Annotated in this window: 13 protein-coding genes; 11 read left to right on the top strand and 2 right to left on the bottom strand. The window is 53.7% G+C overall.

All coding sequences use genetic code 11. The annotated features are described in order from the left end of the window. Positions 1-59 precede the first annotated feature (59 nt). The 7 genes from spoIIM to NST84_RS20130 all read left to right on the top strand — a co-directional run bounded on the left by spoIIM (position 60) and on the right by NST84_RS20130 (position 7,190). A complete protein-coding gene (gene spoIIM, locus NST84_RS20160; RefSeq protein ID WP_342561939.1) occupies positions 60-689 on the top strand; it encodes a stage II sporulation protein M in 630 nt (209 codons plus the stop codon). An 884-nt stretch (positions 690-1,573) separates the two neighbouring features. Then, the gene (locus NST84_RS20155) at positions 1,574-2,041 is read left to right on the top strand and encodes a Fur family transcriptional regulator (protein ID WP_342561938.1); all 468 of its coding nucleotides are present in this window, start codon (positions 1,574-1,576) and stop codon (positions 2,039-2,041) included. A gap of 149 nt (positions 2,042-2,190) precedes the next feature. Next, positions 2,191-2,424, top strand: coding sequence for a DUF4227 family protein (locus NST84_RS20150; RefSeq protein ID WP_342561937.1), 234 nt, complete (start codon positions 2,191-2,193; stop codon positions 2,422-2,424). A 129-nt stretch (positions 2,425-2,553) separates the two neighbouring features. Continuing rightward, on the top strand, positions 2,554-3,444 hold the full coding sequence (xerD, locus tag NST84_RS20145) for a site-specific tyrosine recombinase XerD (protein ID WP_342561936.1): 891 nt from the start codon (positions 2,554-2,556) through the stop codon (positions 3,442-3,444). Positions 3,445-3,737: 293 nt separating this feature from the next. Next, the gene (gene deoB, locus NST84_RS20140; protein ID WP_342561935.1) at positions 3,738-4,916 is read left to right on the top strand and encodes a phosphopentomutase; all 1,179 of its coding nucleotides are present in this window, start codon (positions 3,738-3,740) and stop codon (positions 4,914-4,916) included. Between the two features lie 32 nt (positions 4,917-4,948). After that, positions 4,949-5,770: a purine-nucleoside phosphorylase gene (locus NST84_RS20135; RefSeq protein ID WP_039875153.1), complete on the top strand. Its 822-nt coding sequence runs from the start codon at positions 4,949-4,951 to the stop codon at positions 5,768-5,770. Between the two features lie 88 nt (positions 5,771-5,858). Then, positions 5,859-7,190, top strand: coding sequence for a pyrimidine-nucleoside phosphorylase (locus tag NST84_RS20130; protein ID WP_342561934.1), 1,332 nt, complete (start codon positions 5,859-5,861; stop codon positions 7,188-7,190). Positions 7,191-7,268: 78 nt separating this feature from the next. On the opposite strand, the gene NST84_RS20125 is transcribed toward NST84_RS20130, so the two are convergent. Then, a complete protein-coding gene (locus NST84_RS20125; RefSeq protein WP_342561933.1) occupies positions 7,269-7,904 on the bottom strand; it encodes a hypothetical protein in 636 nt (211 codons plus the stop codon). 39 nt (positions 7,905-7,943) lie between these two features. Beyond that, the gene (locus NST84_RS20120; protein ID WP_342561932.1) at positions 7,944-8,969 is read right to left on the bottom strand and encodes a serine hydrolase; all 1,026 of its coding nucleotides are present in this window, start codon (positions 8,967-8,969) and stop codon (positions 7,944-7,946) included. A 278-nt stretch (positions 8,970-9,247) separates the two neighbouring features. Here NST84_RS20120 and NST84_RS20115 point away from each other — a divergent pair, with 278 nt between their 5' ends. The 4 genes from NST84_RS20115 (at position 9,248) to NST84_RS20100 (ending at position 12,900) form a co-directional block, all read left to right on the top strand. After that, positions 9,248-10,198 carry a DUF1177 domain-containing protein gene (locus NST84_RS20115; RefSeq protein ID WP_342561931.1) on the top strand — a complete coding sequence of 317 codons (951 nt, stop codon included), beginning with the start codon at positions 9,248-9,250 and terminating at the stop codon, positions 10,196-10,198. A 132-nt stretch (positions 10,199-10,330) separates the two neighbouring features. Beyond that, positions 10,331-10,999, top strand: a complete 669-nt coding sequence (locus NST84_RS20110; RefSeq protein WP_342561930.1) for an AroM family protein — start codon at positions 10,331-10,333, stop codon at positions 10,997-10,999. 16 nt (positions 11,000-11,015) lie between these two features. After that, on the top strand, positions 11,016-11,960 hold the full coding sequence (locus NST84_RS20105) for an aminopeptidase (protein ID WP_342561929.1): 945 nt from the start codon (positions 11,016-11,018) through the stop codon (positions 11,958-11,960). A gap of 286 nt (positions 11,961-12,246) precedes the next feature. Beyond that, positions 12,247-12,900: an aspartate/glutamate racemase family protein gene (locus NST84_RS20100; protein ID WP_342561928.1), complete on the top strand. Its 654-nt coding sequence runs from the start codon at positions 12,247-12,249 to the stop codon at positions 12,898-12,900. The last annotated feature ends 968 nt before the right edge of the window (positions 12,901-13,868 follow it).

The raw sequence follows: 13,868 nt of genomic DNA, 5'->3' as shown, positions 1-13,868 counted from the left end.
CATAGAACGGGACGTTTTCTCATAAGGTGTAACATGTGACCTGAAAGGAGAACGTCCCTATGCGCAGTTTGCGGCTGATGATCAAGGAACAGACGCCTCTTTATATTTTTGTAGCGGTATTATTTCTGGTCGGGGTTGTGTTCGGGGCGCTGATTGTCAGCAGCCTGACGCTCGATCAGCAGCAGGAGCTGGGGGATTATCTCGGTAATTTCTTTGTGACCGTGGATCAGCAGGGGCTGCCGGCAGCCCCGGATTCCTACTGGAGCATAGCCGCGCTGAACCTGAAATGGGTGGGGCTGATCTGGATTCTGGGCTTGTCGGTGATCGGGCTGCCGGGGATTCTCATTCTTGATTTTCTCAAAGGCGTGCTGATCGGCTTTACCGTCGGCTGCATGGTCAGCGAATATTCCTGGCATGGAATGCTGTTCGCGCTTGTCTCCGTCGCCCCGCATAATCTGGTGCTGATTCCGGTGCTGCTGGTCAGCAGTGCTGCTGCGATCGCCTTCTCTCTGCTGATGATCCGCAGCCGTGTGCTTGGCGGAAGACGCACTCCGGTGACCCGGCCGTTTGCCATGTATACGCTGCTGTCACTTGGGATGGCCGTGCTCGTTCTCGGTGTTTCCGGGTTTGAAGCCTGGGTGACGCCGGCTATGATGCGCTGGGTTACGCCGATGCTGGTTTCACTGTAATCGAGGGCATCACATATGCAGCTATAAACAAACCAGCCTGCCGGGTAATGTCCGGACAAGCTGGTTTAATTTTTATAATGGACGTTAATTTTACAGCGCCTGTGTAACCTTTCTTAGACTGCTTAGCCAGTCCTACCGGTCCGCTGGAGCTGCTGTATGCCCATCCTCCAGCAGCCCTTTGGTGGAATAGCTGCAGTTTGTGCAACTAAAACGCCCTCATTTTGCTATTGCAGGTGTTTAACTGCAGTTTGTACAACTAAATCTGCCAATATTGACCCAAACAGGCCTTAAATAGCTCATATAACTGCACAAAGTACAACTAAACCGGCGTTGTGAGGGGAAAATAAGGGTTTTAAGTGTACAAAGTGCAACTAAACATACAAGTTCACAAGCAGCATTGCGCTCAGGCTGGCCGCTGGCATGGAAGAGGTGGCTGGAAGAGTGTGCAAGGATCTCATAGGCTAGATAAAGGTATACGGTGAGCAAAATTAAAGAATGCCGTCAGTGTAGTGCTGCAACTTTTAGTCAACAAAAGGATGCTTCCCAGGCCTATCATTTCAATAATGTTAGTGACTGCTCCGATTGTGCGGATACACACTTCCATTATCTTGCAGGAACCTGCGGGATTCAAGCTTTTTCCTGTTCCTTTTCAGCAAACCTTTATCTCTCATTCATCCAATTTTAAGCTTCGGGGTTTATAGTAATCCCATGACCCCCTTATTATAGACTTTGGCCCTGCCGGACGCTGGCGGGGTCCTTTTTTATGCGAATACTCCTAATTTAAAATGATTCTAAAAGCGTTTGACTTCTCAAAGGAACACACCCTATAATATAGAAGTGGTTTTGTGCCCGGTGCGGTAATTTTCCAAGGGGGAGGGAGATAGGTGGAAGCCCGGATAGACAAGATTAAACAACAGCTACAATCCCAAGGATATAAGCTTACGCCCCAACGGGAAGCAACCTTAAGAGTGCTGCTGGAGAACGAAGAGGATCATTTAAGCGCGGAAGATGTGTTTATGCTTGTAAAAGAAAAGGCTCCCGAGATCGGTCTTGCCACCGTATATCGTACCCTGGAATTGCTCAGCGAGCTTCACGTCGTGGAGAAGATTAACTTCGGCGACGGCGTTGCCCGCTATGATCTGCGGACGGATACGGCCAAGCATCATCATCATCATCTGATCTGTGTGCAGTGCGGCTCCATGGACGAGATTCGTGAGGACTGGCTGGGACCGCTGGAAGAGCGGCTTGAGAACGAATTTAATTTTACGGTGCTTGATCATAGACTTGATTTTCACGGGATTTGCCACCGTTGCAAGGACAAAAATCCAGCGGACGGCAGCGCTCCCGAATAAAGCTTATAGATGAGGAATTACCGCACAAGCTCTCTCCGGTATCAGCCGGAGGGGGCTTTTTCAATCCGGAAATACATAACCCTGAAGGCCGGCGCATAAAGTGTAGGACGAGTCGATTGACCTTGACCAAACCTACGGGAGGTATCCTAATGATAGTCTCTATACCGAAAACGGTGCGCCGGCTGTATTTTATGACCCTGCTGGTTGCTTTTAGCTGTCTGCTCTATTATGCGCTGAACTGGATCGGCGGCTGGATCAGTCCGGTTGATCATTATGACATTCCGGAAGGTTCAGCCGTCCGGGCGTTTCAGGATGCTCCATCTGACAGTGACGGGCTTAATGCAGGCGAACGTCTGCGGCTATATTACTGGTATGGGGAATAAGACCCGGGACAAAAGCAGGGAAAAACAAGAAGTCTGTCGAATGTAGCCTTGTAGATGATATTTGAAAATCATATGCCTAAATGCTGCATAGCCGCGATGAGCAGCCTGAGCAGACGGGAGCGTGAATGAATGAAGTCGCACTTGCAGTCTTTTATGCACTATCTAACCGAAGATAAAGGCTTGTCCTCAAGCACGCTTGAATCCTACGGGCGGGATATTTCGCAGTTTCTGGATTTTGCAGCCGAGCGGGGAATCCCTTCACCGGATGAAATAAGAAGATCGCATCTTCTCCAGTATCTTGCCGCACTCCGCGGAGCCGGAAGGGCAGCGGCTACTGTTAACCGGAGCACGGTATCGCTGCGTGCCTTTTTTCATTATTTGCTGAAGACCAGGCAGATCAGCCAGGACCCGACGCTGGAAATGGACAAAATAAAGCCCAGCCATAAGCCGCCGATAATCCTCAGCATTGAGGAAGTGGAACGGCTGCTGGCTGCTCCTGATATAACGGGGCCGCAGGGAATGCGGGATAAGGCCATGCTGGAGCTGCTGTATGCTACCGGTATCCGGGTCTCCGAGCTGATCTCGCTGGATGTCGGAGATGTGCAGACCGGGCTGAAGTTTGTCCGCTGCAGCGCAGCTTCAGGCAAGGAGCGGATTATTCCGATTGGAACGCTTGCCGCAGACAGTGTAGCGGGTTATACGGACGAATGGCGGGACAAGCTGCTGCGCAGCGGCAAAGAGGAGCCGGCGCTATTCCTGAACAGTCTCGGCGGGCGATTGACCCGGCAGGGCTTTTGGAAAATCATAAAAAAATATGCGCGGGAAGCCCGGATTGGCCAGGATATTACGCCTCACACCCTCCGGCATTCGTTTGCCGCGCATCTGCTGGAAGGCGGAGCAGATCTGCGGTCGGTCCAGCAGATGCTCGGCCATGCCGATATCTCCACTACCCAGGTGTACAGCGGCATTGCCCGCAAAAATATGAAGGAAGTCTATGAGAGCCATCATCCGCGGGCCTGACAAGGAAAGGCCCGCGGATGATGGCCGGAGCTTACTGTATTGCCTGGTGCATTAACGTGTTAAAAAGATGCTTTTTATGAGTAAGATAGTTATGATGGAATCATACTGAAAGAATGGCCGGACACGAGAGTCTCCGGATGGTTCTTTCGGCGAAAAAAACGGGTACCTGACAAGCGGGTTGTAAGACCGCTGGTTTCCCCGGGGGATTAGCCCTGCGGAAGAAGGTAGAGCCGTTTCTTCCTGCTTTTATTAAGACTTCAGATTATGCATACTGCGAAGGAGTGAATGATGTAATGTCCTCATTTAAACGGATCGGATTTATTGTGCTTGATAGTGTAGGCATCGGTGAAGCGCCGGATGCCGAAAGTTTTGGAGATAAAGGTTCCCATACGCTGGGACACATTCTGGAGCGGGTACCCGGCCTGAAGCTGCCGAACCTGCAAAAATTGGGCCTGGCCAACATTGCTGCCCTGCCGCCGCTTGAGCCCGTAGCTGAACCAGCCGGATATTACGGTAAAATGCAGGAGGTATCCGTAGGCAAGGATACGATGACCGGACACTGGGAGCTGATGGGGCTGAAGATTGAGGTTCCTTTTAACGTGTATCCGGACGGCTTCCCGGCAGAGCTGATTGAGAAATTCGAAGCGGCGACCGGCCGCAAAGTCATCGGAAACAAGCCGGCTTCCGGTACGGAGATTCTGGTGGAATACGGCGAAGAACAGATGAAGACCGGTGCCTGGATTGTGTACACGTCTGCGGACAGTGTATTCCAGCTTGCTGCCCATGAGGATATTATCCCGCTTGAAGAACTGTACAGCGCCTGCAAAATCGCCCGCGAGCTGACCATGGCTCCCGAATTTTCGGTAGGACGCGTCATTGCCCGCCCGTATGTCGGCCAGCCGGGAGATTTCAAGCGTACGCCGAACCGTCATGATTATGCCGTGAAGCCGCCGGAGCCGACTGTGATGAACGCGCTGCAGGATATCGGCAAGGATGTCATTGCTGTCGGTAAAATCAACGATATTTTCACCGGGGAAGGGGTTACTGCCTCGTATCCTACCAAGAGCAATGAGCACGGCATCCAGATCACCATTGATGAGCTGCGCAAGCCGTTTGACGGCTTCCTGTTTACCAACCTGGTAGACTTTGATTCCCTGTACGGGCACCGCCGTGATCCGGAAGGGTACGGACATGCGCTGGAAGTGTTTGATGAGGCGGTTCCTGAGCTGCTCTCCACGCTTGGCGAAGACGATCTGCTGATTATTTCCGCTGACCACGGTAATGACCCGATCCACAGCGGAACGGATCATACACGCGAATATGTGCCGCTGCTGGTGTACAGCCCGAGATTCAAGACCCCCGGAAATCTGGGCATCCGCCAGACCTTCTCTGACGTAGCCGCTACGATTGCCGACAATTTCGGGGCAAAGGCGCCGCAGTACGGGACAAGCTTTTTGGCAGAACTTAAATAACGAACCTTATATCCTCAAGGAGGCAACAAACCATGGCAGTAACTCAAAATCACATTCAAGAGGCAGTAGCCTATATTAAAGACCAATGTACCGTAGCTCCGGAAATCGGCCTGATTCTGGGTTCCGGACTGGGTGTGCTGGCAGATCTCATCACAGATGAAGTAGTCATTCCTTATAATGAAATTCCGCATTTCCCGGTATCGACCGTTGAAGGCCATGAGGGCGAGCTGCTGATTGGTCTGATTGAAGGACGCCGTGTAGTCATGATGAAAGGCCGCTTCCACATGTATGAAGGCTACGGCCCGGAGACAACGGCATTCCCGGTACGGGTCATGAAGGAGCTTGGGGTAACCAGCCTGCTCGTAACCAATGCCGCCGGCGGTGTGAACAAGGACTATACCCCGGGTGATCTGATGCTGATTACCGATCATCTCAACCTGACCGGCCGCAATCCGCTGATCGGACCGAACGATAACGCACTCGGCGTACGTTTCCCGGACATGTCGGCTGCTTACAGTCCCCGTCTGATTGCAGTGGCTAAGGAAGCAGCGGCGGCCCAGAATTTTGAGTTCAAGGAAGGCGTCTATGCCGGTCTGCTCGGACCGAACTATGAAACCCCGGCCGAGATTGTGATGCTGCGCGTTCTGGGTGCGGATGCTGTAGGGATGTCTACCGTTTCGGAGACCATTGTAGCCCGTCACGCTGGTCTTGAGGTGCTGGGCATCTCCTGTATCACCAACATGGCTGCCGGTATCCTGGACCAGCCGCTGAACCATGCTGAGGTTATGGAGACGGCAGAGCGTGTACGTGAGCGCTTTTTGAAGCTGGTGCTGGCCTTTATCCCTAAGATGTAGGCTGAGCCGTTACCGTCGTGTTCTGTTTAGCTGAAAACTAAATTATCGGGCTCGTTAGAGGAGCCATTATCCGTGAGGTGCAAAACTAATGCGTGCAGTTGATCTGATTCAGAAAAAAAGAGACGGCGGCGAACTGAGCCGTGAAGAAATTGCTTTCCTGATCCAGGGTTACAGCAAAGGCGAGATTCCGGATTACCAGATTTCCGCCTGGGCTATGGCTGTGTACTTCCGGGGAATGAACGCGCGGGAAACCGGCGATCTGACGCTGGAGATGGCAATGTCCGGAGACCAGGTGGATCTTAGCCCGATTGCCGGCATCAAGGTGGACAAGCATTCCACCGGCGGTGTCGGCGACAAAACGACTGTGGTGCTTGCACCGCTGGTGGCTTCTGCCGGAGTACCGGTCGCCAAAATGTCCGGCCGCGGGCTGGGCCATACCGGCGGTACACTGGACAAGCTGGAGTCCATCGCCGGCTTCTCGGTGGAGATGGGCCGTGAGCAGTTCTTCGCCCAGGTCGGGGAGATCGGCGCGGCCGTTATCGGCCAGTCCGGCAACATTACGCCTGCCGACAAGAAGCTGTATGCGCTGCGTGACGTGACCGCAACAGTGGAATCCATTCCGCTGATTGCCAGCTCCGTCATGAGCAAAAAAATCGCCGCCGGCGCCGACGCCATCGTGCTGGACGTCAAAACCGGCAGCGGCGCCTTCATGAAGACACTGGACGATTCGATTGCTCTGGCGCAGGCGATGGTTGATATCGGCACACATCTCGGCCGTAACACCGTGGCTGTAATCAGCGATATGGATCAGCCGCTGGGCTTCGGCATCGGCAACGCGCTGGAGATCAAGGAAGGCATCGAGACGCTGAAGGGCCAGGGTCCGAAGGATCTGCAGGAGGTCTGCCTCATTCTGGGCAGCCAGATGCTGGTGCTGGGCGGCAAGGCGAAGGATGAGGCGGAAGCGCGCTCGATCCTGCTGTCGCACATCGAGGACGGCAGTGCCCTGGAGAAGTTCAAGCAGATGGTATCTGCGCAGGGCGGGGATGTAACGCAGGTTGAGGCGCCGGATACGCTGCCGTCGGCCAGCCGCTTCCTCGAAGTGAAGGCTGCTTCCGCAGGCTACGTGGAGAGCATCCAAGCTGAGGAGATCGGCGTTGCCGCGATGCTGCTCGGTGCAGGCCGCGAGACCAAGGAATCGCAGATCGATCTGGCTGTCGGCATCCAGCTGTCCCTGAAGGTCGGCGATACTGTTGCCGCAGGCGATACGCTTGCCGTGCTGCATGTGAACGATGCCAGCGAGAGCAAGGTACGGGAAGCGGAGGCGAAGGTGCTGGAGGCTTACCGCATCTCAGGTGAGCCGGTTCCGCCGCAGCCGCTGGTGTTCGCGCTGGTGACGAAGGACGGCGTTACACGGTACTAGATCCGCAATTAAATAAAAACGTACGGGACAGCAGCTGTTCCGTACGTCTGGGCTGCCGGGGGATACCCGGCGGCCTTTTTATTTTATTTTGGCAAAATCCACCTGATAGATTACGGACTGTCTCTGTTCTTCATCCAGGTAGATCAGCTCGGCGGGCTGGCTGAAGTCGATTCTGCTGTTATCGAAATAGGGAATCAGCATTGTAGAGTAGCTGGAGCTGCCGGCTCCGTCCGCCTCAGCCAGTCCGCCTTTTCCGGTTATGCTGTCAGGCAGCAGTATCGTTGAACCTTGCTTCAGCGTAATGGTGATATGGTCAGTAAAATTTGCGTTATCCCCGGATGCTTTTACGCCGAAACCCAGCTGCCCAAGACCGGAAAATTGTTCGTTGATCTTTTTTGCATCATTAAGTGTGTACTGCCGGCCCTGGCTAAAAGCATTGTAAGACATCATCGCGATGTAGTAATAGGGGGTGTTGACGCTGATTGCCGGCTGCCGGCCTGGCATGGTATTTTCGAGTACTGGAAGGCTCTGTTCTGAGCGAAATTCCGTAATCGTCTGCAGATCAACCTGTCCAATAGCGATAGCATCCTTCATTTGCCGCTCGGACAGATCAAATATGTCGCTTCGGATCTGCTGGCCGGCATTGGCTGAATGTAAGTAAGATTGCGTAAAGGTCATTAGCGAAGTGACAAGTGACAGGATCATGATGGCCATTATTATTTTATTTTTCAAAGTGTTGTCGCCTCAGCTTTCTTATCTGTCCAGACACTTCTCTATAGTCTTCAGCATCCGGTAAGCTCCCCGGCTCTCATTGCAGAGGACGGTAGCTATCGCTTTGCCGGCCGGATAATAAGCAGAGTGGAAGGATACGCCGGGATCATAGCCCATCACATGATATTTATACACTTCGCCGTCCCGCTTCGTAATCCACACCCCATAGCCATAGTGGTCGTCCTTATCTACATGAATATGCGGCGTTAACAGCCGGGCGGTCATTTCCGGGCCAAGCAGCTTGTGCTGAAGCAGTCCCTCCCACAGCAGCAGCATATCAGGAGCCGTTGTGAATGCGCCGCCGTCGGCGCCCCCTTTAACCGGGATGGAATAGACGTTGGTGGTCCATGTGCCGTCGTCTTTTACAATGTATCCTTGAGCCGTGTTACCGGGCAGCGCGTCCAGTTCGAAGTATCCCGAAGCCTCCATTTGGCATGCGGCAAAAATATGCTGCTCCACATAGTCCGTAAAGGTAAGCCCGCTGAGCTTCTCAACGAGCAGTCCAAGCAGAATGTATCCGGCATTGTTGTAATGGAATCTGGCGCCCGGTTCTGAAGCCATTGGAAGTTCATGGAACATCGGCAAAAAATCCTCAAGCCGTCTGAGCAGATACATCGGCCGGGTTCTCCACAGCTCAGTGAAATCGTTCATCGTTTCTTCATCAAAATAATCCGGAATTCCGGAGCTGTGGGTCAGCAGCTGATGCACCGTAAATTCGGCACTGAAACGGGGGAAATGAGTCCGCTCCAGAATATCCATGACGTTGCTATCGAGTGCAAGCCTGCCTTGCTCAATCAGCTGGCAGACCGCAATGGCGGTGAACAGCTTGCAGCCGGAGGCAATTCCGAACCTTGTATCTGGACGGTTGAAGGTCCGGTCTGATTTGTTAGCGTACCCGTATGTGCCGGAGACCACAGCTGCCCCGGTGCTTTTTACGAGAAAAGAACCCGAGAACCCCGCCGCCTCCGCCTCTGATTGCAATGCCGCCGCCAGCTGTTGCTGTAGCATAAAAAAACCTCCTGATCTGTATTCATTTCGGTAAAAGTTCTTGTCTATGTGCGTCTTAAGCTACCATATCACGGCTGCTTTCAAAAGGGTATGCCTACTTCTTCTATAAAATATTTGCGGCAAGGAAGAGAGCATACGCGGGACGTAAGGTTTATCTGCAAAGCACAAGAAACCGGCTTCAGTTTTGGCAGGGCGGTACATTGTGGACATTTCTGACTTTGCGATAGTATAAATGCTAACATCACAATCTTAAGAACGACATCCGGGAGGGAATTGGAATGGCACTTCAGCAAACGATTACGGTAATGAACACAATGGACAGTGCATATGTGAACGGGGAGCAGATCAGACAGTTATTTTCTGCATATCCGGGGATTGAGGTCCTTGTTCAAAAGGTGGAGGGAGAAAAAGGCAGCACAGAATTCGTTAAAATCACGATTCCGGGCAGCGAGGGGAAATTAAATGGGGGCAGCGCGCCTACTTTTGGCATTGTCGGCCGTCTCGGCGGAATCGGCGCCCGGCCAAGCCGGATCGGAATTGTCTCTGATGCAGACGGGGCCGTTGCAGCTGTAGCAGCAGCGCTCAAGCTGGCGGACATGCAGTCCAAAGGGGATGTTTTAAAAGGCGATGTGCTGATTACAACCCATATTTGCCCGGATGCACCGACGCTGCCGCATGAGCCGGTAGATTTCATGGATTCTCCTGTAGATATTCTGCAGATGAACGAGCATGAGGTGCTGCCTGAGATGGAAGCCGTCCTGTCGATCGACACGACCAAAGGCAACCGTGTGGTCAACCACAAAGGTATCGCTATTTCGCCTACAGTTAAGGAAGGCTACATTCTGCGGGTAAGCGAGGATCTGCTGCGGATTAAAGAAATGACGACCGGCCAGTATCCGGTTACTTTCCCGGTGACAACTCAGGATATTACACCTTACGGAAACGGGCTGTACCACATCAACTCGATCCTCCAGCCGGCAGTAGCAACATCAGCTCCGGTTGTGGGTCTCGCTATTACGGCCCAGTCCATGGTTCCCGGCTGCGGAACTGGTGCAAGCCATGAAGTAGATATCGCACAGGCTGTGCGTTTTGCCATTGAAACGGCCAAAGAAGTGACTCAGGGGACATGTTCCTTTTATAACGAGGAAGAGTTCGCGCGGATTACAGAATTGTATGGTTCAATGAATGTGCTGCAGACCTTGGGCCGGCCGGCAGTGGCGTCCCTTTAATATTTAGGAGACGGTGGCGCTGAAGCTGTTCAGCGCCATTTGTATATCGGATTTTAAGCTGAGGGAAGAACAGCGGAGGAGAATTTTGGAACTAGGGTGATAAAGAGACAGGGATTGTCAGGAGGGAATAGCATGAATAATATCGGCATGATTACAATCGGCCAGACTCCCCGTTCGGATGTCGCGCCCATTCTTGAGAAATGTCTGGAAGGCCGGGCAGGGCTTGTCCAGGCCGGGGTACTGGACGGCTATACTGCTGAGCAGGTGTATGAACTGTTTAGTCCGCAGGCCGGAGAGTATGTGCTGACTACCCGGATGGCCGACGGTACGGCGGCTGTTATTTCACGGGAGCGGATTGCGCCGGTGCTGCAGGAGAAGATTGATACGATGGAGGCAGACGGAATCACTACGATTCTGCTGCTTTGCACTGGTGTTTTTCCGGGGCTGCATACGAATCGTGCCCATCTGCTGGAGCCGGATCAGATTATTCCGCCTGTTGTGCAGGCTATGCTGGGCGGCCGCCGGCTGGGGCTGATCGGTCCGCTGCCGGAGCAGGAGGAGGCCATGAATGAGAAATTCGCCGCTTCCGGCGCGAGGGTTCCCTTTGCTGCGGCTTCGCCTTATACCGGAACGGAAAGCGATTTTCGCGCCGCTGCAGAGCGGCTCCGGGACGAGGCTGATGTCCTGGTACTTGACTGTATGGGCTATGTGGAGCAGCATAGACAGTGGGCCGCTTCAGCAGGAGTGCCCGCTGTACTGTCAAACGCCCTGATGGGCAAGCTGATAGCAGAAATGGTGTAATCAGGAGGAAGTTAACATGAGTGAAGCAAGAATAGGTATCAGTATGAATGTACTTAAGGATTGTCTGGGCCTGCGCAGCGGCGAGCTGCTTGCCGTTGTGGCCGATGATGACAAGCGTGAGCTTGCCGAATCCGTCTACGAAGCAGGCAAACGGCTCGGGGCTGAATCCATGCTGCTGGTCATGCAGCTGCGCAGCAAATCCGGTGAAGAGCCGCCTGCTCCGGTTGCCGAGGCGATGGCCAAGGCAGATGTGGCGGTATGCATAACAACACATTCCATGACACATACGGCGGCCCGTAAACAGGCGGCCGCAGCAGGAACCCGGGTGGCGACCATGCCGGGGATGACAGATGATATGTTCAGCCATGGAGCGATTACTGCCGACTATGCACAGGTCAAGGAGCTGACGGAGCAGGTTGCCGCGCTGCTGTCCGCAGGCCAGCAGGTACGGGTCGAGAAGGACGGGCTCAGCCTCAGCTTCTCGATTAACGGCAGAGATGGGGTGCTGAGCACCGGGCTGTACTTGAATCCGGGCGAATCAGGCAATCTGCCGTCCGGTGAAGCTTATATTGCACCGCTGGAAGGCACTGCAGCCGGGCAGATTGTTGTAGACGGTTCAATCGCCGGCATCGGCGCACTGAACAGTCCGCTGGTGCTGACCGTAGAGCAGGGCCGTCTGACTGCAGCCGATGGTGAAGGCGGGGACAAGCTGCTGGAGATGCTTGGTGCAGGCGACGGCCGATTGCTCGGGGAATTCGGCATTGGAACGAATAACAAGGCCAGAATTACCGGCGTGGTGCTCGAAGATGAGAAGGTCTACGGCACGATTCACGTTGCGTTTGGCAGCAACAACACCTTCGGCGGAACGGTAGCAGCAGGCGTACATATCGACGCTGTAGTTATGAAGCCGGATGTGTATATCGATGATAAGCTTATTATGCGAGCCGGAGAGCTTTTGTAGGAGCAGTGTTGCACATTGAGCTGGTAGCGGAACGAGCCGGGAGCGCGGTGGAACAAGACAGACAGCTGGGCTTCGGTTTGGCCGGGAATAGTGTGACGTGGTGTGACACGGCTATCATCCATAAGAAGCATGATAAGACTAGCTGTGTGGATGGCTGAACGGGAATAGCAACCAAGACATGTGTGGATGGTTAAAGAGACAGGAAAGAAGACAGATTGTGTGGGTGATTGAACGGGGCAGCAAAAAAGACAGACTATTTGTTGTCTGATCAGGGGGAGGGATAACGATGCTTGGAATGATACGTGTAATTACGCTGCAGGATGAGTCTGCGGTCAATCAGCACGGGGCGCTGATTGAAGAACGCTACGGCCTGCCGGTGCTCAGCCGCTGCATTCCGGATCAGCCCCGGGGCGTGTACAATGATGAGACCGAAGCGGAGTCCGTGCCGAAGATTATTGAACTCGCCCGGCAGCTGGCAGCAGAGGGCTGCACAGCGATCGGCATCAGCTGTGCGGCAGACCCGGCGCTTACGGAAGCAAGGGCGGAGGTCAACGTTCCGGTATTCGGCGCAGGCTCCTGTGCCGCGCATCTGGCACTGACCTGCAGCAGCCGGATCGGTGTCCTCACGATCCTTACCGAGGTGCCGCCGCTGATCCGTGGCATTCTCGGCGACGCCTATATTGGCATGGACCGGCCGGACGGCGTGACGACTACGCTGGATCTAGGTACGCCAGCGGGACGAGCCGGCGCACTTGCCGGTGCGGCGAGGCTCGTCGAGCGCGGAGCAGATGCGATCGTGCTGGCATGCACGGGCTTCGCCACCATCGGGCTTGCGGCCGAGCTTGAGGAACAGCTCGGCATCCGTGCCTTTGACCCGATCCTGTCCCTCGGCGCAGCCGCAGCTTCGGCCGCGTCTCTGCCGGGCCAGCTGCGGCGCTGATCGCACCGCGTACGTGCTCAATGCCGCAGACCACCTGATGCATGCTATGTAATTTATATTCGCGGCTGTTGTGCTAGCTGCACAGTTTGCTGTTAAGGCGTCCCCTGGAACGTTAATCCGGGGGACGTCTTTATGCTTTTCAGACAAATTTATGTTTCTGCGTTGGACATGCCGGGAGAGTTATTAAGGTAACTTGACTTACTTTGGCGGGTGAAGGAGAAATGTCGTTGTAGCGGTGCGGGATTGGGGGCGTGATATCGGTGTGAGAGTAATATTAGGCTTCCTGGGATGAAGAGTATGGTATAACTGCCGGTTTCCTGAAAAGGGTTGTGATATGTGCGAATTTCAAGTAACTAGTATGTTGTCCTGCTCTGCTACCCGGGAGTTAATTGGTGGTGCTAGTGTTAAAAGCGAAGCTGCCAAAAACTAAGTGGATTTTCGCTACTTAATTTCGCCATTTGGCATCATCCGAGCAATCTAGCTGGAAAAAGGATACTTAATTCGTCCGGAAAATGCCCATCAGGGTGAATTTGGAGCAATTAAGTGCTGTTTTTCCACCTGGATTCTAAAGAACAGCGGGGAATCTAAAAATTAGGTGGCAATTTTCCACTTAGTCCGATAAAAGCACATGAATTTGCAGATGAACAGGTATGGGCAAGGTAGGATAGGGTAGGGTAGGGTAGGGGGTAACCCTCGGAAGCTCACCAGGAAAGACAAAAATGCCTCTGAATCCGGCGAAATGGCCTGGCCGGGCGAAATGAGAGACAAAAATGCCTCTGAATCCGGCGAAACAGCCTAGCCGGGCGAAATGAGAGACAAAAATGCCTCTGAATCCGGCGAAACAGCCCAGCCGGGCGAAATGAGAGACAAAAATGCCTCTGAATCCGGCGAAACAGCCTAGCCGGGCGAAATGAAAGACAAAAATGCCTCTGAATCCGGCGAAATGGCCTGGCCGGGCGAAATGAGAG

Source organism: Paenibacillus sp. FSL R7-0345, from assembly GCF_038595055.1.
Classification (GTDB): domain Bacteria; phylum Bacillota; class Bacilli; order Paenibacillales; family Paenibacillaceae; genus Paenibacillus_AQ.
The sequence above is the reverse complement of the archived record's forward strand: the minus strand, read 5'-3'. Positions and strand labels throughout refer to the sequence as shown.

Excerpts from the sequence above, each read along its gene's own strand:
- deoB (WP_342561935.1), top strand. The coding sequence starts at position 3,738 with ATGTCCTCATTTAAACGGATCGGATTTATTGTGCTTGATAGTGTAGGC.
- NST84_RS20110 (WP_342561930.1), top strand. The coding sequence starts at position 10,331 with ATGAATAATATCGGCATGATTACAATCGGCCAGACTCCCCGTTCGGAT.
- NST84_RS20105 (WP_342561929.1), top strand. The coding sequence starts at position 11,016 with ATGAGTGAAGCAAGAATAGGTATCAGTATGAATGTACTTAAGGATTGT.
- xerD (WP_342561936.1), top strand. The coding sequence starts at position 2,554 with ATGAAGTCGCACTTGCAGTCTTTTATGCACTATCTAACCGAAGATAAA.
- NST84_RS20130 (WP_342561934.1), top strand. The coding sequence starts at position 5,859 with ATGCGTGCAGTTGATCTGATTCAGAAAAAAAGAGACGGCGGCGAACTG.
- NST84_RS20135 (WP_039875153.1), top strand. The coding sequence starts at position 4,949 with ATGGCAGTAACTCAAAATCACATTCAAGAGGCAGTAGCCTATATTAAA.
- NST84_RS20115 (WP_342561931.1), top strand. The coding sequence starts at position 9,248 with ATGGCACTTCAGCAAACGATTACGGTAATGAACACAATGGACAGTGCA.
- spoIIM (WP_342561939.1), top strand. The coding sequence starts at position 60 with ATGCGCAGTTTGCGGCTGATGATCAAGGAACAGACGCCTCTTTATATT.
- NST84_RS20100 (WP_342561928.1), top strand. The coding sequence starts at position 12,247 with ATGCTTGGAATGATACGTGTAATTACGCTGCAGGATGAGTCTGCGGTC.
- NST84_RS20125 (WP_342561933.1), bottom strand. The coding sequence starts at position 7,904 with ATGGCCATCATGATCCTGTCACTTGTCACTTCGCTAATGACCTTTACG.
- NST84_RS20120 (WP_342561932.1), bottom strand. The coding sequence starts at position 8,969 with ATGCTACAGCAACAGCTGGCGGCGGCATTGCAATCAGAGGCGGAGGCG.
- NST84_RS20150 (WP_342561937.1), top strand. The coding sequence starts at position 2,191 with ATGATAGTCTCTATACCGAAAACGGTGCGCCGGCTGTATTTTATGACC.